This is a genomic window from Pseudomonas sp. AK106 (assembly GCF_053903055.1).
This window is the reverse complement of record NZ_CP096426.1, coordinates 3,388,812-3,411,104: the sequence shown is the minus strand read 5'-3', so window position 1 is coordinate 3,411,104 and position 22,293 is coordinate 3,388,812. Positions and strand designations below refer to the sequence as shown.

Genomic DNA, 22,293 nt, shown 5'->3' with positions numbered 1-22,293 from the left:
GGGTTCCTTCACTCCGGTCTTGCTCCGTGGGCCCGCGCCGAACGGGCATCCATGCCCTGACGGCGCTCTCGCGGCATCCATGCCGCTCGGCCCACTGCGCAAAACCTGCGTTCAGCCTGCACCCAAGTCGCGATGGGTGTCGTCTGGACGTCTTGCGTATGAAGATCAAGATCAAGATCAAGATCTAAACCGAATCAACAGCTTCCCGGCTGAAGCCGGTCCTACAGTCGAGGTCACCGCCAATCCCACTGTACGCATGCGATGCCTTTGTAGGACCGGCTTTAGCCGGGAAGCCTTTGATCTGCCTTCGCTTTTGCTTTTGGCTTTTGATCTCAATACACAGAAGGTTCAAACACCGCCAAACGCGACTTGGGTGCAGGCCGAACGTAGACGACGCGCAGTGGGTCGAGCCGCATGGATGCGGCGAGAGCGCCGTCAGGACATGGATGTCCGTTCGGCGCGGGCCCACGGAGCGTCGTCGGAGTGAGGGAACCCGACGAAGTCGGGCCAAACCAGGAGCAGGCACCCTTGGTTACTTGGGGTGCTTTTCCAAGTAACTCGCCGGAGGCGAAACAGCAGGCCGTTAGGCCGCCCCATAACAACAGCCCACATAAATAACGGATATGCCTACGGTGTAAAGCTTCTAAACGCCCTGATTTATTCACTCTTTACGCTTTCTTTATGCCCCCCACCCCCCGTCGCTCTCGTTCCTTTACACCCCCACTGAACACAATTGCCCCACACGGCAGTCGCCGTATGACGGAGAGTTTTTCATGAGCGTTCTGGATGGGGTGTCACTGCTGCTCGCAGCAGGGTTATTCGTTTACTTGCTGGTCGCGCTCCTGCGCGCCGGCCGGGTCGAGGAGTAACGGCCATGCACGGTTACGACTACCTGCTGATACTGGCGTTTTTCGCCTTGGTGCTGTTGCCCGCGCCGCTGCTGGGACGGTTCTACTACAACGTCATGGAAGGCAAGCGCACCTTTCTGACCCCGGTCATGGGCCCGGTCGAGCGCATCTGCTATCGCCTGTCCGGCGTCGACCCCACCGTCGAACACAACTGGAAAACCTACACAATCGCCCTGCTGGCCTTCAACCTGGCCGGGTTCGTCGTCCTGTTCGCCATCCTGCTCCTGCAAGGCTCGCTGCCCCTCAACCCACAGGGCCTGCCGGGCATGGAGTGGTCGCTGGCGTTCAACACCACCATGAGCTTCGTCACTAACACCAACTGGCAGAGCTACAGCGGCGAAGCGTCCCTCAGCTACCTGAGCCAGATGGCCGGCCTGACCGTGCAAAACTTCGTCAGCGCCGCCACCGGCATCGCCGTGCTGGTCGCGTTTTGCCGCGGCATCAGCCGTCGCTCGACGCAGCACCTGGGCAACTTCTGGGCAGACATGACCCGCGCCACCCTCTACGGCCTGCTGCCGCTGTGCCTGGTACTGGCGCTGCTGCTGGTGTGGCAAGGCGTGCCGCAAACGTTCGCCCATTACGTGGACGCCGTGACCCTGCAAGGCACCGACCAGACCATTCCCCTGGGCCCGGCCGCCAGCCAGATTGCGATCAAGCAACTGGGCACCAACGGCGGTGGCTTCTTCGGCGTCAACTCGGCGCATCCTTTCGAGAACCCGACCATCTGGAGCAACCTGTTCGAGCTGGTGTCGATCATCCTGATTCCGGTGGCGCTGGTGTTCACCTTCGGCCATTACGTCAAGGACATGCGCCAGAGCCGCGCGATCATCGCCTGCATGCTGGCGCTGTTCCTGATCGGCGGCGCGACGGCGATGTGGTCCGAATACCAGCCCAACCCTGCGCTGAACATTGCGTCGGTCGAGCAGGCCGCGCCCATGGAAGGCAAGGAAACCCGCTTTGGCACCACGGCCACCGTGCTCTGGGCGGCGACCACCACGGCGGCGTCCAACGGTTCGGTCAACGGCATGCATGACAGCCTCAACCCGCTCACCGGGATGATCGCCCTGGCCAACATGATGGTCGGCGAAGTGATCTTCGGCGGCGTCGGCGCAGGCCTCTACGGCATGTTGCTGAACGTGCTGATCGCGGTGTTCCTCGCCGGCCTGATGATCGGCCGAACCCCGGAATACCTCGGCAAGAAGCTGCAGGCCCGTGAGGTCAAGTTGCTGGTGGCGACGTTGATCGTGATGCCGGTCGGCGTGCTGGTGTTCGGCGCGCTGGCGGCGACCTTGCCCGGTCCGGCGGGGGCGGTGAGCAATCCCGGCGCCCACGGTTTCAGTCAGTTGCTCTACGCCTACACCTCGGCGACCGCCAACAACGGCTCGGCCTTCGGCGGCTTCAGCGCCAACACCACCTTCCATAACCTGATGTTGGGCCTGTCGATGTTCATTGGCCGCTTCGGCTACATCCTGCCGGTGCTAGCGCTGGCCGGCAGTCTGGCGGCGAAGAAGAGCTCGCCGCTGGGCCAGAACAGCTTCCCGACCCACGGCCCGCTGTTCGTCACCCTGCTGACCGTGACCATCTTGCTCGTGGGTGGCCTGACGTTCCTGCCGACCCTGGCACTGGGACCGATTGCCGAACACTTGAGCCTGGGCTTCTGAGGACCACACCATGAACATGCAAGCCCCCGTAACAAAGAGCCCGGACAGTAAAATTCCGGCCAGCAAGGCCGCAAGCCACGACGCGCAGCCCGTCGCGGCCAAGACCGGTCTTGCCGCCCTGTGGCGCCCGGCGCTGGTGCAGGCGTTCGTCAAGCTCGACCCGCGCCAGTTGCACCGTGCGCCGGTGATGCTGGTGGTCGAACTGACCGCGGTTTTGACCACCGTGCTGTGCCTGATCCCTGACCCGGCGGTGCCAACGTCTGTCGCCGTGCAGATCGCGATCTGGCTGTGGTTCACCGTGTTGTTCGCCAACTTCGCCGAAGCCTTGGCCGAAGGTCGCGGCAAGGCCCGCGCCGACAGCCTGAAAGCCGGCAGCGAAGGCCTGAAGGCGCGGATCCAGGGTGCAAACGGCAGTTACGAGATGGTCAACGCTGCCACCCTGCGCAAGGGCGATGTGGTCCGCGTTGAAGCCGGGGAGCTGATCCCGGGCGACGGCGAGGTCATCGAAGGCATCGCGGCGGTCAACGAAGCGGCGATCACCGGTGAGTCTGCACCGGTGATTCGCGAGTCCGGCGGCGACCGTTCGGCCGTCACCGGCAACACCCGTCTGGTGTCCGACTGGCTGCTGGTGCGGATCAGCGCCAACCCCGGCGAGTCGACCCTGGACCGCATGATCGCGCTGGTCGAAGGTGCCAAACGGCAGAAGACCCCCAACGAGGTGGCCCTCGACATTCTGTTGATCGGCCTGACCCTGATCTTCCTGCTGGTGGTCGTCACCCTGCAGCCGTTCGCGCATTTTGCCGGCGGTAACCTGCCGCTGGTGTTCCTCGTCGCGTTGCTGGTGACCCTGATTCCGACCACCATCGGCGGCCTGCTCTCGGCCATCGGCATTGCCGGCATGGACCGCCTGGTGCGCCTCAACGTGATCGCCAAATCCGGTCGCGCTGTAGAAGCGGCGGGTGACGTGCACGTGCTGCTGCTGGACAAGACCGGCACCATTACGTTCGGCAACCGTCGTTGCGCGGCGGTGTATGCCGCGCCGGGGGTGACGCCGAAAGAGCTGAGCGAAGGCACGCTGCTGGCCTCGCTGGCAGATGACACCGCCGAAGGCAAGTCCATCGTCGAATACCTGCGCGGGCAGCACCCGATGACCGAGCCGGCGCCAAGCCAGCTGACGGCGGTGCCGTTCACGGCGGAAACCCGTTTGTCCGGTGTCGATTTCGAGGGCCGTGTGTACCGCAAGGGCGCCGTGGACTCGCTGCTGAAATTCCTCGGCCGTGACCGCAGCGACCTGCCGCCGGTGCTGGCGCGGGAAATCGACAAGATCGCCAAGACCGGCGGCACGCCGTTGCTGGTCTGCGGCGACGGCAAACTGCTCGGCGCGATTCACCTCAAGGACGTGGTCAAGCCGGGCATTCGGGAGCGTTTTGAGGAGCTGCGCAAACTGGGCATTCGCACGGTCATGGTCACCGGCGACAACCCGCTGACGGCGGCAGCGATTGCGGCAGAAGCCGGCGTCGATGACGTGCTGGCCGAAGCCACTCCCGAGAAGAAACTGGAGCGCATCCGTCAGGAACAGAACGACGGGCGTCTGGTGGCGATGTGCGGCGACGGCGCCAACGACGCGCCGGCGCTGGCCCAGGCCGACGTCGGTATGGCCATGAACGATGGCACCCAGGCAGCGCGTGAAGCGGCCAACATGGTCGATCTCGACAGCGACCCGACCAAGCTGCTGGACGTGGTGCAGATCGGCAAGGAATTGCTGGTGACCCGCGGTGCCCTGACGACCTTTTCCATCGCCAACGACGTGGCCAAGTACTTCGCCATCCTGCCGGCGCTGTTCGCGGCCATTTACCCGCAACTGGGCGTGCTCAACATCATGCACCTGGCCAGCCCGCAGAGCGCGATTCTGTCGGCCATCGTCTTCAACGCGCTGATCATTGTCGTGCTGATCCCGCTGGCGCTGCGCGGTGTCCGGGTGCAGGCCGCCAGCGCGGCGCATCTGCTGCGCCGCAACCTGTTGGTCTATGGCCTCGGCGGGCTGGTCGTGCCGTTCGTGGGCATCAAGGTGATCGACCTGCTGCTGAACGCTCTGCACCTGGTTTAACCCGTTGATCGCGCCGCGTGGTGATGATCCCGCGCGGCGCTCACTTCGAAATGAGGATTGAATGATGTCCAGCGTATTGCGTCCGGCCGTGAGCCTGATCGTTCTGATGACCCTGATCACTGGCGTGGCTTACCCGTTGGTGGTGACCGGTGTCGCCCAAGTGGCGTTTCCGGATCAGGCCAACGGCAGCCTGATCTACGACGACCATGAAAAGGTGCGCGGCTCCGAGTTGATCGCACAGAATTTCACCGGCGAAGAATGGTTTCACCCGCGTCCCTCTGCCGGCGCCTATGCCACCGTGGCCAGCGGCGCGAGCAACCTGGCGCCGAGCAATCCGGCGCTGGCGACGCGAGTGACCGAGGACGCCGCCAAGGAAAAAGTCGACAGCCAGGGCCCGGTGCCGCTGAACCTGCTGACCACCTCCGCAAGCGGTCTTGATCCGCACTTGTCGGCCGCCGCAGCCGAATATCAGGTGGCCCGCATCGCAGCGGCGCGTAACCTGCCGCGCGAGTCGGTGCAGAAACTGGTGGCCGAGAACACCCAGACCTCGCTGATCGGCCCGCCGGTGGTGAACGTGCTGGACTTGAATCTGAGTCTGAATCGGTTACCGTCTGGCAAACTCGTGAACTGACCCCAACGGGCGCCGCCACACGAGCACACATCACCCTGCACCAGGACAACTTTTCGTGAATTCAACCACCCGCGCCGACGCTTTGCTGGTCAATCTTCCTCGGGACGATCGCGGGCGGCTGAAGGTGTTTCTTGGCGCGGCGCCTGGCGTGGGCAAGACCTACGCCATGCTCCAGGCCGCGCACACGCAGATGCGTCAGGGCGTTTCGCTGCTGGCCGGGGTCGTCGAGACCCACGGCCGTGCCGAGACCGAAGCGCTGCTGGGCGGTTTGCCGCAGCAACCCATGCTGCGTTCCGAGTACCGCGGCGTCATGCTCGAAGAGATGGACCTGGACGGTCTGCTCGTGGCGAAACCCAAGCTGGTGCTGGTCGACGAACTTGCTCACAGCAACGCGCCGGGCAGTCGCCACGCCAAGCGCTGGCAGGACATTCAGGAACTGCTCTCGGCGGGGATCGACGTCTACACCACGGTCAACGTTCAGCACCTGGAAAGCCTCAATGATCAGGTGCGCGGCATTACGGGCGTGCAAGTGCGCGAGACGCTGCCGGACTGGGTGTTGCAGGAAGCCTACGAACTGGTGCTGATCGACCTGCCGCCCCGGGAATTGCTGGAGCGGCTGCGCGACGGCAAGGTGTACGTGCCCGAGCAAGCCCGCGCCGCCATCGACGCCTTTTTCACCCAGACCAACCTCACCGCGCTGCGGGAAATGGCCATGCAAACCGCCGCCGCCCAGGTGGACAACGACCTGGCGCTGGGCTACCGGCAGTTGGGTCAGGCGGCGCCAGCGGTGCGCGGTCGTCTGCTGGTAGGGATCGACGGCGACGCACAGGCCGAACGGCTGGTGCGCCATGCCAGTCGTGTCGCGCAACGTCGGCATCTGCCGTGGAGTCTGGTGCACGTCGACAACGGGCGCTTTTTCGACGAACTGGCCCGCGGCCGTTTGCAGAACGCCCAGCAGCTCGCCGAACGCCTCGGCGGGGAAGTGGTGGTGCTGCGCGCGCCGGAAGTGGCGAAGACGCTGATTCAGCACGCCACCGAACGCCGCGCCAGTCTGGTGCTGGTGGGCCAGTCGCGGCCTTCGCTGCGCCGTCGGGTATTGGGCGGCGGGTTGGCGTCGCGTCTGCTGCGCAATGCCCACGGCCTGGAAATCAACGTGCTCGACAGCGAGTCGCGTCCCGATCAGGCGCAGTCCACCTCGCCGCGCAATCTGGTCTGGTTCGATTACGCACTGGCGCTGTTCGCCACGGTCGGCGCCAGCGCCCTGGCCTGGGCGGTGTCCAGTTGGCTGGCGCTGCCAAACATCTCTCTGGTGTTTCTCGCCGCCGTGCTGCTGGTGGCCGTGCGCAGCAGCGTCGGCCCGGCGATGGTCTGTTCGGTGCTGTCGTTTCTGGCGTATGACTTTCTGTTCATTCCGCCGAATTTTTCCCTGAGCATCCAGCGCGAAGAAGACGTGCTGACGCTGCTGTTCTTCCTGTTGATGGCCGCGCTGACCGGCAATCTCGCCGCTCGTCAGCGTCGCCAGTTGCAAGCGCTGCGCGACACCCAGGAGGAGACCAGCGAACTGCTCGACCTGTCCCGCCGCCTGACCGCCGCCACCGATCGCCAGGCGGTGCTCAGTGCGGCCGATCATCATCTGGCCGGCTGGAGCGAGTTGCAGCTGTGCGTCCTGGACAACGACCGCGAGCAGGGCTGGCAGGTGGAAGTCGGCGGGCCGCTGGAGTTTTCCGAGTTCGAGCGCGCGGCGGCGGACTGGGCCTGGCAGCACGGGCAACCGGCGGGCAAGGGCACCGGCACGCTGCCGTCGGGGAGTTGGTGGTGGCTGCCGTTGTGGGTGGACGATGCGCCGCTGGCCTTGCTGGGGATTCGTGCGAAACAGGGCCAGACTTTTATACCTCAGCGTCGACGGTTGCTCACGGCGCTGAGTCAGCCACTGGGTCAGGCCCTGGCCCGGGCGCGTCTGGCCGAAGACCTGGAAGCCGCGCGTTTGCATGGCGAGACCGAACAACTGCGCAGCGCCTTGCTGGCCTCGGTGTCCCACGACCTGCGCACGCCGCTGACCGCCATGCGCGGCAGCATCGACAGCCTGCTGGCGCTGGGCGAGGCGATTCCGCTGGAAGACCGCCGCGAGTTGCTCGAAGGCACCCGCGACGAGGCCGAGCGCCTGGACCGTTACATTCAGAACCTGCTGGACATGACGCGCCTCGGCCACGGCGCGCTGAAGCTGGCACGGGACTGGGTCTCGCCGGGTGACATTGTCGGCAGCGCGCTCAATCGCCTTCGCGCCGTCCTCGCGCCGCTGCAGGTCATGACCCAATTGCCAGCAGAGCTGCCGCTGCTGTATGTCCACGCCGCGCTGATCGAGCAGGCGTTGATCAACGTGATTGAAAACGCCGCGCGCTTCTCGCCGGTCAATGGCCGTCTGCAGATGGCGGTCAGTGCGCAGAACGAAGAGATCGTCTTTGCCGTCAGCGATGAGGGGCCGGGAATCCCGGAGAGCGAACGGGCGAAGATTTTCGATATGTTCTACACCGCCGCGCGGGGTGACCGAGGCGGGCAGGGCACGGGGCTGGGGCTGGCGATTTGTCAGGGCATGGTCGGCGCCCATGGCGGACGGATCAGCGTGGGCGATGGCATCGACGGTCGCGGCACCTGTATCAGTCTGCATTTGCCGCTGCAGGCGCAGCCTGAAGCGGAAATGGACCAGGCGGTCTGAAACCGTTTTGCGCTACGCTGACGGACCTTTGTGACGGCCCTTTTTTCTAATGACAGGACACCCATGAGCCAGACGGCGACCATTCTGGTGATCGATGACGAGCCGCAGATCCGCAAGTTCCTGCGCATCAGCCTCGCGTCACAAGGCTACAAAGTGCTGGAAGCCGGGACCGGCAACGACGGCCTGACCCAGGCCGCACTGAATAAACCTGACTTGCTGGTGCTCGACCTGGGCCTGCCGGACATGGACGGGCAGGATGTGCTCAGTCAGTTTCGCGAATGGTCGTCGGTGCCGGTGCTGGTGCTGTCGGTGCGTGCCAGCGAGGGCGAGAAAGTTCGCGCGCTGGACGCCGGTGCCAACGATTACGTGACCAAGCCATTCGGCATTCAGGAGTTCCTGGCGCGGATTCGTTCGCTGTTGCGCCAGGCGCCGGAGAGCGGCCAGGTGGAGTCGGCGGTGGTCATTGGCCCGCTGAACATTGACCTGGCCTATCGGCGGGTGTCCCTGGGCGATGTGGAAGTCGCCCTGACCCGCAAGGAATACGCGGTGCTGGCGCAACTGGCGCGGCATCCCGGTCGGGTCATTACCCAACAGCAACTGCTTAAGGACATCTGGGGCCCGACCCATGTCGAAGACACCCATTACCTGCGCATCGTGGTGGGGCACCTGCGCCAGAAACTCGGCGACGACCCCGCCGCGCCACAGTACATCGTCACCGAGGCGGGGGTTGGGTATCGGTTGGTGAATGGGTGAAGCATCGTTTTCCCCCGATCGGCCGCGTACACCTGCGGGATTGACTGTGAACTCGACTGTGGAACCGGCTTTAGCCGGGAAACCGTTGGTGATCAAACCACATGATTGATGGTGGTCATGGGGGCCTCTTCCCGGCTGAAGCCGGTCCTACTAAAGCATCGCGTGCATCCCTCGGGACTGGCGTTGACCTTGACCGTGGGACCGGCTTTAGCCCGGAAGGCGTCGGTGGTCAAACCGCGTGATTAATGGCGTTCATGCGGGCCTCTTCCCGGCTGAAGCCGGTCCTACTAAAGCATCGCGTACACCTGCGGGACTGGCATTGACCTCGACTGTAGGACCGGCTTTAGCCGGGAAAGCGTCGGTGGTCAAACCGCGTGATTAATGGCGTTCATGGGAGCCTCTTCCCGGCTGAAGCCGGTCCTACTAAAGCATCGCGCACACCTGCGGGACTGGCATTGACCTCGACCGTGGGACCGGCTTTAGCCGGGAATCCGTTAGAGGTCACACCGCATGATTGATGGCGTTCATGCGGGCCTCTTCCCGGCTGAAGCCGGTCCTACTCAGGTATTGCGTACACCTGCGGGACTGGCATTGACCTCGACCGTGGGACCGGCTTTAGCCGGGAAAGCGCCGGTGGTCACACCGCGTGATTGATGGTGGTCATGGGGGCCTCTTCCCGGCTGAAGCCGGTCCCACTAAAGCATCGCGTACACCTGCGGGACTGGCATTGACCTCGACCGTGGGACCGGCTTTAGCCGGGAATCCGTTAGAGGTCACACCGCATGATTGATGGCGTTCATGCGGGCCTCTTCCCGGCTGAAGCCGGTCCTACTCAGGTATTGCGTACACCTGCGGGACTGGCATTGACCTCGACCGTGGGACCGGCTTTAGCCAGGAAAGCGCCGGAGGTCACACCGCGTGATTGATGGTTGTCATGCGGGCCTCTTCCCGGCTGAAGCCGGTCCCACTAAAGCATCGCGTACACCTGCGGGACTGGCATTGACCTCGACTGTGGGGCCGGCTTTAGCCGGGAAAGCGTCGGAAGCCACGCCTTTAATGCTCCTGCTCATACCGATCCAGCGTTTCTCTGGCGATCTGCCGCCCGAGCGCGATCAGCTCCGGGGCTTTGTAGAATTCGAAGAATCGGCACACGCGCTTCGGCACGTTGATCAGGATGTCGGGCGGGTAGCCGGCGATTTTGTATTGCGCCAGGGACGTCTGCATCACCTCGAAGCTCTGGTTGATCAAATCCAGCAGCGAGGCGGGGCCGACGTTGTCGATGATGATCGAGCCGCTGGCCGATCTCGGCGCCCCGGCCTGGGTGGGCGCGGCGGAGGGTTGCTGGCCTTGGGGGTCGGCGGATTCGATGTCGGCCATCAGCCACGGATTGCCCGTCAGCACGGCGGCACTGGGTTTCAGCCGTTGCTGCGCCAGACGCAAACCATCCTCGCCGGTCAGGTCCAGCCTGCGGCGGAACGGCAGGTGCGAGCCGATGGACGTCATCAGGCCGTCGAAACGCTTCTTCACCGCCGGCGGGCGCTCGATCACCGGCAACGTGTAATGCTTCTGGGTCGTGGAGTTGAGGTTGACCGCGACGATCAAATCGCAATGGCTCGACACCACCGGCACGATCGGCAACGGGTTCAGCAGGCCGCCATCGACCAGCGTGCGATTGCCCTGGACCACCGGGGTGAACAGACTGGGGATCGCCGCCGAGGCGCGCATTGCCGAATGCAGGTTGCCTTCCTGAAACCAGATCTCCTGCTGGTTGGTCAGGTCGGTGGCCACGGCCGTGTAAGGGATGGGCAGGTCCTCGATGTTGATCTCGCCGACGATGTCGCGAATCTTGCCGAACACCTTCTCGCCGCGAATCGCCCCCAGCCGGAAACTCACGTCCACCAGCCGTAACACGTCCAGGTAATCCAGGCTTTCGATCCACGCCTTGTACTCGGGGAGCTTGCCTGCCGCGTAGATCCCGCCGATCACCGCGCCCATGGAACAGCCGGCGATGCAGGCGATGTCATAGCCGCGGTGTTCGAGCTCTTCGATGACACCGATGTGCGCATAACCCCGTGCGCCCCCGGAGCCCAGAACCAGCGCGATGCGTTTATTCATGTGCGGTTTCCCGTTGTCAGCATTCAGGCGGCGCGCAAGGCGGCCGATTCATCACACACCAGCGTAACGCCAACCGCGCGAAACGGGTATTGTGCATCGCCCCGGCGTGGCACTTTTGCATCGCCGCACCGTCAAAGCCGCATCAATGATTTCCTTAGTTGAGGTAACACCCATGAAAGCCTGGATCTGCCTGCCCCTGTTGGCGTTGGTTCTCACCGGTTGCGCCGGCAAAACGGCCTACCGCGACAGCTGCGCCACCAACCTTGACGCGGCCTGGCACGAGCTGGATCTGGCCAAGGCGGAAGGGTTCGCTGGCACGGTCAGCTACTCCAAGGCCCTGTCGCTGCTGACCGGCGCCAAGACCCAGCAGCAGTTCGAAGCCTTCGAAGGTTGCTCCGAGAAAGCTGAGAAAGCCCGTTTCTACATCCGTGAGTCCCGCGCGGGTCGCTGAGATCGTTCCAAAGTCCGCAGCCATTAAGCGGTCTCCCTGTAGGAGTGAGCTTGCTCGCGAAGCCTGCTGTCAGTCGCCATCTAGCTGACTGAGATAACGCGGATCGCGAGCAAGCTCACTCCTACAGTCCTGTTTCGCTCCACCCTGATGAATCCCTCCCTCCCGCTCTAGCGAAAACGCCTACGCTGACCTTACAGTGGCTGCACGTCTGGCATCGTTTGCAGTCCTATTAGCCATGAGCAGTCGCCTGGGGAGGCCTTCCGATGGGCAGAAAACTGGATGCGTGTCTCAACGCGATCAATGAAGTGGTGCTGGGCAAGGAACCGCAGGTCCGCCTGGCGCTGACCTGCCTGCTGGGCGGCGGGCACTTGTTGATCGAAGACTTGCCCGGCATGGGCAAAACCACCCTCAGCCACACCCTCGCGCGGGTGCTCGGCCTGAGCTATCAACGCATTCAATTCACCTCCGATCTGCTGCCGGGCGACATCCTTGGCACGTCCGTCTTTGATCGCGACACCGGGCAATTCACCTTTCACCCCGGGCCGATCTTCGCCGAGCTGGTGCTGGCCGACGAAATCAACCGCGCCACGCCCAAGAGCCAGAGCGCGCTGCTCGAAGCCATGGAAGAGGGCCAGGTCACCATCGAGGGCGCGACCCGTTTGCTGCCCGATCCGTTTTTTGTCATCGCCACCCAGAACCCGTTCAGCCAGGGGGGCACCTTCGCCCTGCCGGAATCGCAACTGGACCGCTTCCTCATGCGCCTGTCCCTGGGCTATCCCGCGCGGTCGGCGGAGAAGGCCCTGCTGCTGGGCGAGTCCCGTCGCGATCTGCTGCCGCGCATCGAGCCATTGCTGGACCACGCCGAGCTCGCGTCCCTCCAGCAGCAGGCGCGGCAGGTGCGGGCCAGCGACGCCTTGGTCGATTATGTGCTGCGGCTGGTCGATGCCACGCGCAGCCAGCCGCAATTTGCCTACGGCCTGTCACCCCGCGCGAGCCTGGCGATTCTCTCGGCGGCGCGGGCCTGGGCGCTGCTCGCCGGGCGCGATTACGTGATTCCCGAAGACGTGCAGGCGATTCTGCCTGCCGTCATCAGCCACCGCCTGCGCGAGCGCACTGACCCGACCGGGCACGGCGGCGGCGCGCTGGTCCAGTGGCTACTGCGCGAGGTGCCGGTGCTGTGATCGAACGCTTCAAACCGGTCTGGCAGCGCTGGGTGGGGCGTCGAATCCCCCCGGCGTCGCGGGTCGAACTGGATCACCGCCGAATCTTCATCCTGCCGACCCGGGTCGGCGGCACTTACGCGCTCATTCTATTTCTGCTGTTGCTGGTGTCGATCAACTACCAGAACAGCCTCGCCTACGGCCTGACATTCCTGATGCTGTCAGTGGGCGTGCTCGCCATTCTGCACACCTACCGCAACATCAGCGGACTGGTGCTGAGCGGCGGTCATGCGCGTTCGGTATTCGTCGGCGAACCGGTGCAACTGCGCCTTCGTCTGGAAAGCACCGGCCATGGACATCAGGCGATTGCCCTGGGTTGGGACAGCGAACAACTGGAGCAGACCGACGTCGAGGCCGAGCGCCTGGTCGAAGTCGGCCTGACCCTGCCGGCGCTCAAGCGCGGCTGGATGCGGGCCCCGCGTTTGCGTGTGGAGAGTGTGTTTCCGCTGGGGATTTTTCGCGCCTGGAGCTGGCTGGACCTGGAACAGACCGTGCTGATCTACCCGCAACCAGTGGTCGGAACCATGCCGCTGCTGCAAGGCGTGCAACCCCATGCCGAGGACGACGGCCACGCGACGACGGGCCCCGGCGTCGATGACTATCAGGGCCTGCGCCTGTGGCAGCCGGGCGACTCGATGCGGCGCATGCACTGGAAAGCCTGGTCGCGAGGGCAGGGGCTGATGGTCAAAGAGTTCAGCGACCTCAGCGGTCACGACCTGTGTCTGGACTTCATGGCCTTGGGCGGTGACATCGAGGAGCGGCTGTCGCGCCTGTGCTACTGGGTGCTGGAGTTGTCCCAGCGTCAGCAACCCTTCGCGCTGCGGCTGCCCGGTTTCATCTCGGCCGTGGACAGCGGCGACGCCCACCGCGAAGCCTGTTTGCGCCAGTTGGCGCTGTACGGGGTGCGGGCATGACGGGGCCGATAAAGAGTGCTGCGCGATGACGTCCTCAAGCCTGGCGAAACCGATTCCGCGGGTCAGCCTCAACTGGTTGCTGATCGCTCAGGCGCTGGTGATCGTGCCATTCGCCTTGCATGTGCCGGTGGCGTTGATCGTGTTGTGGCTGGTCTGCTCGTTCTGGCGCATCCAGATCTTCCGCATGCGCGTGCGTATGCCCGGCACCTGGATCAAGTCGGGACTGCTGGTCGGCACCGCCGGGGGCATTTACCTGGCGCGGGGCAGCTTGATCGGCCTGGATGCGGGGGCGGCGCTGCTGATCGCCGCGTTCATTCTGAAGATGCTGGAAATGCAGAATCGGCGTGATGCGCTGGTGTTGATCTTCCTCGGCTTCTTCTGCATCGCGGTCGGTTACCTGTTCGAAGACTCGCTGCTCTGGGGCCTGTTTACCCTGCTGCCGATCACCACGCTGCTGGCGGCGTTGATCGGCCTGCAACAGTCCGGCATTTCCGGGAAGCCTGCCGCCACGCTCAGGCTGTCGGCCAAATTGCTGCTGCAGGCCGTGCCGCTGATGATCCTGCTGTTTCTGTTCTTTCCCCGTCTCGATCCGCTGTGGTCGCTGCCGCAACCGAGCAACAAGGCGCTGACCGGGCTGTCCGACAGCATGGCGCCGGGGGACATCGCCGAGCTGAGCAAGTCCGCCGAGCTGGTGTTTCGCGCAAGTTTTGACGGCCCGCTGCCGCCGCGCAATCAGCTGTACTGGCGCGCGCTGACCCTGGAGCAGTTCGACGGCAGACGCTGGTCGCAGTCCTCGTGGGCGCAAGTGCCGGACGCCCCGCTGTGGCGCCGGGAAGGCGAGCGGGTCGGCTACAGCGTGGTACTGGAGCCGACCGGCAAACCGTGGCTGATGACCCTCGACGTGGGCCAGACCGATCTGGCCGGCGTGCGCCAGATGAGCGATTTCCGCTGGCAGCGGCGGCGACCAGTCGAGCAATCGATGCTCTACAACGCCGAATCCTGGCCTGACGCAGTGCGCGAGACCGTGCTCAGCGACGGCGCCCGCGTGCAGGCCCTGCAACTGCCGGCCAAAGGCAATCCCCAAGTGCGCGAGTGGGCAGCGGACCTGCATCGGCGCCATCCCGGCACCGACGCCGTGGTGGACGCGCTGCTGTCGTACTTCACCTCGCAGCCGTTCCGCTACACCCTCAAGCCCCCCGCGCTGGGCGCCAACAGCATCGATGACTTTCTGTTCGGCAGCCGCGCCGGTTTCTGCGCCCATTACGCCGGGGCCATGACTTTCGCGTTGCGCGCGGCAGGCGTGCCGGCGCGGGTGGTCGCTGGTTATCAGGGCGGCGAGTTGAACCCGGACGGCAACTACCTGACCGTGCGCCAGTTCGACGCCCACGCCTGGGTCGAATACTGGCAACCGAACGTGGGCTGGCGCAGCGTTGATCCCACCGCAGCGGTGGCGCCTGCCCGGGTCGAGCAGGGGCTTGAACAGGCGCTGGCGGCGGACGAAGACTTTCTCGGCGATTCGCCAATGTCCCCGCTGCGCTATCGGCACCTGGCCTGGGTCAATTCTATTCGCATGGGCTGGGACAACCTCAATTACGGCTGGCAACGCTGGGTGCTGGGCTATCAGGGGCAGCAGCAACTGCAAGTGCTCGGCCGCTGGTTTTCGGGGTTTCAGGCACCGGTGTTCGCCGGCGGTGCGGCGGTTATTCTCGGGCTGCTGGCGCTGTGGCTGTTCAAGCCGTGGCGGCGCGAAAGCGATTCGCAGCTGCGCCTGTTCAACCATTTCGAACGTCTGCTCGCCCGGCAGGGTCTTAAACGTCAGCCGGGTGAGGGTGCTCAGGCCTTCTCCCAACGTGCTGCCGCGCAACTGCCGGCGCACGCCGGGGCGATCAGGGATTTCGTCGACGAATTTGAAGCCCAGCGCTATGCCGGGGCGGACGGCTCGGTCGGTACCCTGCGCCAGCACCTGAAATCCCTGCGCCGCAGCCTGCCGTGGCGTTTGTCCGCTGTGAGGGACAAGCGGCCGTAAGTCATCAGACATTCATCTTCAACCAAGGAGTGTTTCATGTCAGCGATGGTCGATCACCTGGTCGCCGAGATTATCGGCCTTAACATCAAACTGCTTGCCTGCCACGCGCGGTTGGAAGTCTCCACCGACAGCGAAGCGCTGCACGACCTGCGCACCAACGTCCGCCGCCTGCGCAGTGTCTTGCGGCCGCTGCGCGGTCTGCCAGGGCTGGATCAAGTGGAAGGGGCGGCGAAGGAGGTCGGTGCGCTGACCACGCCGTTGCGCGACATGCAGGTACTGGCGGCGTTCCTCGAGGAACAGGGTCTGCCCCAGGCCGCGGCCAAGCGCGATCAATACCTGAAAACCGCGTGCCCGAAAGTGGCCAGTTCGGCGGAGCTCAATCGGCTGTTCGGCGTGCTGGACCAATTGCCAGCCCTGCTGCGCACCCAGGAACGCCACGGCCTGCTCGATAAATTGCGCCAGCGCATCGAAAAGCGCCTGGACAAACAGTGGAAGCAACTGCGCGAAGCCATGGGCGACCCTGCCCACGACCGCCATCGCCTGCGGCTGTTGATCAAGCGTGTGCGTTACGCCGGTGAGGCTTACCCTGAACTCAGTCATCAGCCGAAGAACATGGAGCGCCGGTTGAAAGCGGCCCAGGGCGCCCTGGGCGACTGGCACGATCACCTGCAATGGCTGGAGCAGGCGCGGCATCAGGCCGATCTTTCGCCTTGCGTGGCCGGGTGGGAATTGGGCATTCATCGTGCCGAGCAAAAGTCTGACCAGGTGCTGGAACGCTTGTACAAGGCTTGCTTTGGTAAGCATTCCTCGCGTTAAGGGCCCTCGCGCAGGATTGTCCAGCGCAGCCTTTTAACCGTCTCGTCCGCAGGATTGGCGTTTATAAACACTGTCCTGCGGCAGCTGCCTCGCTACCATTTGCACATCCCGCCTGCCACCCTGGAACGCCCATGAAATTCTCCGAGCTGCTCGACGCCGTCCGCACCCGTCCCGAATCCGTCAGCATCCCCGCCTCATGGGCCCAAGGGCGTGCCTGCTTCGGCGGGCTGATGGCCGCGTTGATGTATGAAGCGATGCGCGCGAAGGTCTCTGCCGAGCGGCCGGTGCGGTCGCTGGCGATCTGTTTTGTGGCCCCGCCGGCCATCGACACGCCGATCTCGTTTGACGTGGAGATCCTCCGCGAGGGCAAGGCCGTTAGCCAGGTGTTGGGGCGGGCGATGCAGAACGGCGAGGTCATGACCCTGATTCAGGGCAGCTTCGGCGCCCCACGCGAGTCGATGATTTCGGTGCAGGCCGAGCCAGCGCCGGTGTTCACACCGGTGGACGAGATCCAGCCGTTTCCGTTTGTGTCAGGGGTGATGCCGGAATACCTGCGCTTTATTGACCTGCGCTGGGCGCTGGGTGGCCTGCCGTTTTCCAATACGCCGTCCGGTGCGATTGGCGGTTACGCGCGATTGCGTGATGTGGAAGAGGAAACCTTGACCGAAGCGCACCTGCTGGCACTGGTCGACACCTGGCCGCCTGCGGTGCTGCCGCACCTGAACAAGCCGGCACCGGGGAGCTCGTTGACGTGGACAATCGAGTTTGTGCAGCCGTTGCCCGCCATGACCACCCATGACTGGACGCAGTACCGAGCGGTGATCGAGCATGCCCGCGATGGCTACGGTCATACCGCGGCGGCGTTGTGGACGCCGAAAGGGGAGTTGGTGGCGATCAGTCGCCAGACGGTGACGGTTTTCGGCTGATCAGTCGTGCATGCCGCGAGTTTAGTGACACGTGCTCACCTGATGCATTTATGAACCTGTCAAACGCCTGAGGCCTCATTGGCCTCGGGCTTTGATGGCTTGGGCAGCGACCAGACCCAGCACGCCGATGGCGGCGGAGGTCAGGCTGCCGTTGAACGCGCCGTCGAGCAGCAACAGCCCGGAGACGATGGCCAGCGGAAACGCCAGGGACGACAGCACGACATGAGACGGCACGCCTTCCTTGCGCGATGGGTGGAAAAATTCGCCGATGTGGAGATCCGTAATGAACTTGGGCATGACGCTTACCTCGGTGAAACATTAACAAGAAGTGTTTTCGATTGAGGTGAGAATAGGCCCGGTGTTTTACTTCGGCGAATCGAGGATTGCTATCAGCCTGATAGGCAGCATGCCTCTGAGTAATCGCAGCCGCGCGAGGCAATCAGCCCTGTAATTTCAGCTGTCCGATGGCGGTGTTCAAGGCGCCCGCCAGTGTCGCCAGCTCATCGCTGGTGCCGGCCGAGTCCACGGTCTGCCGGACGGTGCGCTCGGTCACGTCGCGGATGCTCACCACGGCGCGGTTCATTTCTTCGGCCACCTGGCTCTGTTGTTGCGCGGCCACCGCAATCTGAGTGTTGCTCTCGCGCATCTGCGCCACCGCTTCAGTGATCGCCGTCAGCGCCTGACCCGCTTCCCGCGCGCGCTGCACGCAGTCGTCGGCCTTGTGCGAGCTTTCCTGCATGAAATCCACCGCATCGCGGGTGCCCGCCTGCAGGGTGCAGACCATGGTGGTGATCTCGTCGGTGGACGTCTGCACCCGACGCGCCAGATGCCGCACCTCGTCGGCCACCACCGCGAAGCCGCGTCCCATCTCGCCAGCGCGGGCCGCTTCGATGGCGGCGTTGAGGGCGAGCAGGTTGGTCTGTTCGGCGATGCTGTGAATCACGCTCACCACGCCGTTGATTTTCTGACTGTCCTCGGCCAGCCGCTGGATCATCCCGGCTGTCTGTTGCACCCCGCTGGACAGCCCGGCGATGGACGCCTCGACCCGATCAACCACGGCTTTGCCGGTGCCCGCGAGCTTATCAGCGTTACGGGATTGATCACGGGTGGCGCCGGCGTGTTGAGCGATGTGGTGGACGGTGGCGGTCATTTCATTGATGGCCGTTGCCACTTGGTCGGTCTCGCTCTGCTGGCCGAGCATGCCCTGGCGCACCTCGCTCATGCCCGACGCCATTTGGCCCGCGCCTGCATCCAGGCGGGCGGCGGAATGGGCCACGGTGGTGACGATGCGTTGATAACCGGCCTGCATGGCGTTGAAGGCCTTGGCCATCTGCCCGACTTCATCTTCACCGGCGAGTGGCACGCGCGCCGAGAGGTCGCCGCTGCGTTCAACATGCAGCATTACGTCTTTGAGGGTGTTGAGGTGGGTCAGCAGAAAGCGGATCAGCAGTTGCGACGCGCCGAGCATGGCGAGCATCAGAATGAACACCGCGACCGCGTACTGGACAAAGCGCTCGCCCACCAGTTGCAGCAGGTGTGGCGCAGCGGCGAGCACAGCGATGCGTTGATCACCGCGCTGGATGACATAGGCGCCGATCAGAGGCGTACCGTCTGTGTCGGCCTTCAGGTCGGCCCAGCCGGTGACCGTACTCAGGGAGGGCAGGGGCTGACCGTTGAACACCGGCACCTGTCCCGCTGGATACGTCAAACGGTGGGCCGCCGCTGGCAGTGGTTGCCCGGCGGGCCAGGCGCTCAACAACTGCGCTTCGGCCTGCGCGGCGGCCCTGGCGTCGTTGGCGCGGGTTTGTTGTTCCAGCTGCAGGGCGTAAAGGACCAGCAACAGCGTGGTGAAAAACGCAACGGCGTTGACCGCCCAGAACTTGTATTTCAGCGAAACATTGCTCAGCCAGCGGGCCATGGTGGAAGTCTTCTGTGGGTGCACGAGATAAGGCAAGGTGCCATCATTTTGTGCCCTTTGAAGACGCGAAGCGTTGATCTGGGTCAATGGGTGTTTATGGGATGACTCGTCAGACGGCGCGCCTGCAACTTCGGCCTGCGAAACATGCCGGCGCCTGTTTCGACTGTTACGACGCTTGAGTGGCAGCTTCCACCACCGGCAACGCAAAAAACGCCCGTGCGCAATCAGTGGTGTGGGCCGCGACATCCTCCGGGCTCTCGCCTCGATGCAGCGCCACTTCGCGAAGAACCTCGGGCAGATAGGCCGGTTCGTTGCGGCCGTTCTTCGGCTTGGGGCGCAAGGTGCGGGGCAGCAGGTAGGGCGCGTCGCTTTCCAGCATCAGGCGGCCGCGCGGAATTTCGCGGACCAGCGGGTGCAAGTGCGTGCCCCTGCGTTCGTCGCAGATCCAGCCGGTGATGCCGATGTGCAGATCCAGGTCCAGATAGTTGAACAGCGCGCGTTTTTCCCCGGTGAAGCAATGCACCACCGCCGCCGGGAGCTGGTCGCGGTAGTCCCGCAAAATGGCGAGCAGGCGCTCGTCGGCGTCGCGCTCATGGAGAAACACCGGCAGCTGCAACTCGACAGCCAATGCCAGATGCGCTTCCAGGACTTTTTCCTGCTGCGGGCGAGGGGAGAAGTCGCGATTGAAATCCAGCCCGCATTCACCCACGGCGCAGACCGTCTTTTCACGCAACAGGGCCCTGAGCTGGTTTTCGGTTTCGCCCGTCCAGGCGCTTGCCGAGTGCGGATGAATGCCGGCAGTGCTGAACAATCGCTCGGCGCTTTCATCAAGCTGGCGCGACAACACAAGGGCGTTTTCGCTGCCCTCGACGTCGGTGCCGGTGAGGATCAACTGACCGACGCCGGCGGCGTACGCGCGCTCCACCACCTCGCGTTCGCGGGCGGCGAAGCTGGGGTTGGTCAAGTTGACGCCAATGTCTATTAGTTGCATGGTGCTACCTCAGGCCAGAGGCCGAGAAGAATAACAGAGCGATTGAAGCGATAAAAAACAAGCAGGCTCAACTGCTTGGAATACCCGAACCCTGTGATCCCGTTTTGTTGACGCACGCCGCGATGCACGCCGCGAGCCGGTCAGCTGCGCGACGCAGACTTCAAGCCCGTCTTTTTCGGCCTTTCGTCGGAGCGTCAATGATCCGAGCGTCCCTGTTTTCCCTGATGTGCGTCATGGCCGTGCCCGGCCATGCGTCGCCGCGACCCGCCGGCCCGCCCGTGGTGATCAAGAAGAATCAGGTGCGCGACCTGCCGGCAATCCGCAGCGGCAAAGTCCTGCGGGTGCTGGTCAATCAGAGCCGCAACAGCTCCGCTGAAGTTCAGGGTGAGCCCGTGGGCGTCGAGTGCCGTCGCTTGCAGGCGTTCGAAACCTACCTCAACAGCCATGCCCGCGACGGTCAGAAAATCTCCCTCAAACTCATTCCCAAAGCCAAGGACCAATTGCTTGCCGCGCTCCAGCGGGGCGAAGGTGACATGGTTGCGCCGGGCGAACTGCTCGACGCCAGCGCCGCGCATTACGTAGACGCGTCTGAACCGGTGGTGGCCCAGGTGCCGCTGGTGGTGGTCGGCGTCAAGGGTGAGCGCGGGCTCCGACACCCGGAACAACTCTCCGGCCGCACACTGATGCTGACCAGCGGCAGCGCCGCCGATGAAGCCATTCTTCAGCTTAACCAGAAACTGGCCCTGCGCAAGTTGCCGCCGGTGAAGATCGAGTGGGTCGACCCGAGCCTGGCGGTGGAAGACGTGCTGGAAATGGTCCAGGCCGGGGTTTATCACCTGACCGTGGTCGAGCAACCGATCGCCGAGCGCTGGGCCAAAGTGATGCCGAAGCTGCGCATCGACCGCGCTGCGGCCTTGAGCGATCCGGGCGACATGAACTGGTTTGTGCGCAAGGACGCGGTGGTGTTGCGCGGCGCCGTTGACCGTTTCCTTCAAACCTACGAACCGCCGCGCAATCAGGACGCTGCCTTCCAGACCGCCTACAAGGACCGCTACCAGATCCACAATCCGCTGGCCCGCGAAGACCGTCAGCGCCTGGAAAAACTCCGCCCCACGCTGCAACTGCATGCCGACAAACAGAAGATGGACTGGCTGGACCTCGCCGCCGTGGCGTTCAAGGAATCTTCCCTCAACCCGGTTGCCAAGGGTGGCAGCGGCGCCACGGGCCTGCTGCAGATTACGCCGTCGGCCGCCCAGCGCGTCGGCGTCGACAATATTCATGACCTCGACGGCAACGTGCAGGCGGCGAGCAAATACATGGCGCTGCTGCGGCGCAAGTTTTTCGCCAGCCCGAAAATCAACGAGCGCGAGCGCATGGCCTTCACCCTGGCCGCCTACAACCTCGGCCCGGAGCGGGTGCAGGCCATGCGCGCGGAAGCGAAGCGCCAGGGGCTTAACCCGAACCAGTGGTTTTTTCAGGTCGAGCGCGTGGCGATGGAGCAGGGCGGCAAGAACGTCGTGAGTTACGTCAACAGCGTCAACAAGTACTACCTGGCATTTGATCAGGCCCGCAGTTCACTGGAGCGTCCGGCGACGCGCTGAACTATCTAATGATTCGATAGGTATGGCGCGTATTTTGCGATTCTCATATTTATAGAGCCGATTAAGATGGCGCCATTCTCACATCACTCGGAATGCCCGCCATGAATGCTCAACTCAAATCGATCTTCAACACCCACGCCGGTTTCGGCATCACCGGTCTGCGGATCCTTATCGGCATCATCCTCATGGCCCACGGCAGCCAGAAGCTGTTCGGCCTGTTCGGCGGCTATGGCCTTGAAGGCACCGGCCAGTACATGGCGAGCCTGGGCCTGAACCCTGGCTACCTGATGGCGTTGATGTCCGGCAGCGCAGAATTCTTCGGGGGTCTGGCGCTGTTCCTCGGCCTGCTGGCACGGCCTGCGGCGTTGGTGGTGATCGTGATGCTGGTGGTGGCGATCCTCACGGTGCACATCCACAACGGCTTGTTCATGGCTAACAACGGTTACGAGTTTGGCCTGGCGTTGATCGCCGGCGCTGTGGCGGTGCTCTTCGAAGGCGCCGGCCGCCTGTCCCTGGATCGATTGATCGCACGTCGCTGATTC

The 22,293-nt window shown here is 64.0% G+C and carries 18 protein-coding genes; 14 read left to right on the top strand and 4 right to left on the bottom strand.

What is annotated here, in order from left to right; genetic code table 11:
- Nucleotides 1-773: 773 nt before the first annotated feature.
- From kdpF to M1E04_RS15075, 6 genes are all read left to right on the top strand, one after another.
- Nucleotides 774-869, top strand: a complete 96-nt coding sequence (kdpF, locus tag M1E04_RS15100; RefSeq protein WP_037009437.1) for a K(+)-transporting ATPase subunit F — start codon at nt 774-776, stop codon at nt 867-869.
- Between the two features lie 5 nt (nt 870-874).
- Nucleotides 875-2,569, top strand: a complete 1,695-nt coding sequence (gene kdpA, locus M1E04_RS15095; protein ID WP_456291616.1) for a potassium-transporting ATPase subunit KdpA — start codon at nt 875-877, stop codon at nt 2,567-2,569.
- Between the two features lie 16 nt (nt 2,570-2,585).
- Nucleotides 2,586-4,676 (top strand): potassium-transporting ATPase subunit KdpB, encoded by a 2,091-nt coding sequence (gene kdpB, locus M1E04_RS15090; protein ID WP_456293202.1) that lies wholly within the window; start codon nt 2,586-2,588, stop codon nt 4,674-4,676.
- Between the two features lie 64 nt (nt 4,677-4,740).
- Nucleotides 4,741-5,307: a potassium-transporting ATPase subunit KdpC gene (kdpC, locus tag M1E04_RS15085; protein ID WP_456291615.1), complete on the top strand. Its 567-nt coding sequence runs from the start codon at nt 4,741-4,743 to the stop codon at nt 5,305-5,307.
- 55 nt (nt 5,308-5,362) lie between these two features.
- Nucleotides 5,363-8,020 carry a DUF4118 domain-containing protein gene (locus M1E04_RS15080; RefSeq protein WP_456291614.1) on the top strand — a complete coding sequence of 886 codons (2,658 nt, stop codon included), beginning with the start codon at nt 5,363-5,365 and terminating at the stop codon, nt 8,018-8,020.
- A 63-nt stretch (nt 8,021-8,083) separates the two neighbouring features.
- Nucleotides 8,084-8,773 carry a response regulator gene (locus M1E04_RS15075; RefSeq protein ID WP_456291613.1) on the top strand — a complete coding sequence of 230 codons (690 nt, stop codon included), beginning with the start codon at nt 8,084-8,086 and terminating at the stop codon, nt 8,771-8,773.
- Nucleotides 8,774-9,826: 1,053 nt separating this feature from the next.
- Here M1E04_RS15075 and M1E04_RS15070 read toward each other — a convergent pair.
- Nucleotides 9,827-10,888, bottom strand: a complete 1,062-nt coding sequence (locus tag M1E04_RS15070) for a patatin-like phospholipase family protein (protein ID WP_192136005.1) — start codon at nt 10,886-10,888, stop codon at nt 9,827-9,829.
- 172 nt (nt 10,889-11,060) lie between these two features.
- Here M1E04_RS15070 and M1E04_RS15065 point away from each other — a divergent pair, with 172 nt between their 5' ends.
- The 6 genes from M1E04_RS15065 (at nt 11,061) to M1E04_RS15040 (ending at nt 17,241) form a co-directional block, all read left to right on the top strand.
- Nucleotides 11,061-11,339, top strand: a complete 279-nt coding sequence (locus tag M1E04_RS15065) for a hypothetical protein (RefSeq protein WP_062381160.1) — start codon at nt 11,061-11,063, stop codon at nt 11,337-11,339.
- Between the two features lie 263 nt (nt 11,340-11,602).
- Nucleotides 11,603-12,520 (top strand): AAA family ATPase, encoded by a 918-nt coding sequence (locus M1E04_RS15060; RefSeq protein ID WP_456291612.1) that lies wholly within the window; start codon nt 11,603-11,605, stop codon nt 12,518-12,520.
- Entirely contained in the window at nt 12,490-13,473 is a 984-nt protein-coding gene (locus M1E04_RS15055) for a DUF58 domain-containing protein (protein ID WP_296311358.1), read from the top strand. The genes M1E04_RS15060 and M1E04_RS15055 overlap by 31 nt, the downstream gene beginning before the upstream one ends.
- 25 nt (nt 13,474-13,498) lie before the next feature.
- Nucleotides 13,499-15,499 (top strand): transglutaminase TgpA family protein, encoded by a 2,001-nt coding sequence (locus M1E04_RS15050; protein WP_456291611.1) that lies wholly within the window; start codon nt 13,499-13,501, stop codon nt 15,497-15,499.
- A gap of 45 nt (nt 15,500-15,544) precedes the next feature.
- Nucleotides 15,545-16,315 carry a CHAD domain-containing protein gene (locus tag M1E04_RS15045; RefSeq protein WP_369320156.1) on the top strand — a complete coding sequence of 257 codons (771 nt, stop codon included), beginning with the start codon at nt 15,545-15,547 and terminating at the stop codon, nt 16,313-16,315.
- A gap of 131 nt (nt 16,316-16,446) precedes the next feature.
- Complete coding sequence (locus tag M1E04_RS15040) at nt 16,447-17,241, top strand: acyl-CoA thioesterase (protein WP_456291610.1); 795 nt, start codon at nt 16,447-16,449, stop codon at nt 17,239-17,241.
- 75 nt (nt 17,242-17,316) lie between these two features.
- Here M1E04_RS15040 and M1E04_RS15035 read toward each other — a convergent pair whose 3' ends face one another.
- From M1E04_RS15035 to M1E04_RS15025, 3 genes are all read right to left on the bottom strand, one after another.
- Nucleotides 17,317-17,538: a hypothetical protein gene (locus M1E04_RS15035; RefSeq protein ID WP_456291609.1), complete on the bottom strand. Its 222-nt coding sequence runs from the start codon at nt 17,536-17,538 to the stop codon at nt 17,317-17,319.
- A gap of 142 nt (nt 17,539-17,680) precedes the next feature.
- Nucleotides 17,681-19,159, bottom strand: a complete 1,479-nt coding sequence (locus M1E04_RS15030) for a methyl-accepting chemotaxis protein (RefSeq protein ID WP_369320149.1) — start codon at nt 19,157-19,159, stop codon at nt 17,681-17,683.
- A gap of 166 nt (nt 19,160-19,325) precedes the next feature.
- Entirely contained in the window at nt 19,326-20,150 is an 825-nt protein-coding gene (locus M1E04_RS15025; protein ID WP_192135991.1) for a TatD family hydrolase, read from the bottom strand.
- Between the two features lie 197 nt (nt 20,151-20,347).
- Here M1E04_RS15025 and M1E04_RS15020 point away from each other — a divergent pair, with 197 nt between their 5' ends.
- Both M1E04_RS15020 and M1E04_RS15015 read left to right on the top strand, forming a co-directional pair.
- Complete coding sequence (locus M1E04_RS15020; RefSeq protein WP_410933271.1) at nt 20,348-21,751, top strand: MltF family protein; 1,404 nt, start codon at nt 20,348-20,350, stop codon at nt 21,749-21,751.
- A 101-nt stretch (nt 21,752-21,852) separates the two neighbouring features.
- The gene (locus M1E04_RS15015) at nt 21,853-22,290 is read left to right on the top strand and encodes a DoxX family protein (RefSeq protein WP_065986328.1); all 438 of its coding nucleotides are present in this window, start codon (nt 21,853-21,855) and stop codon (nt 22,288-22,290) included.
- Nucleotides 22,291-22,293 lie beyond the last annotated feature (3 nt).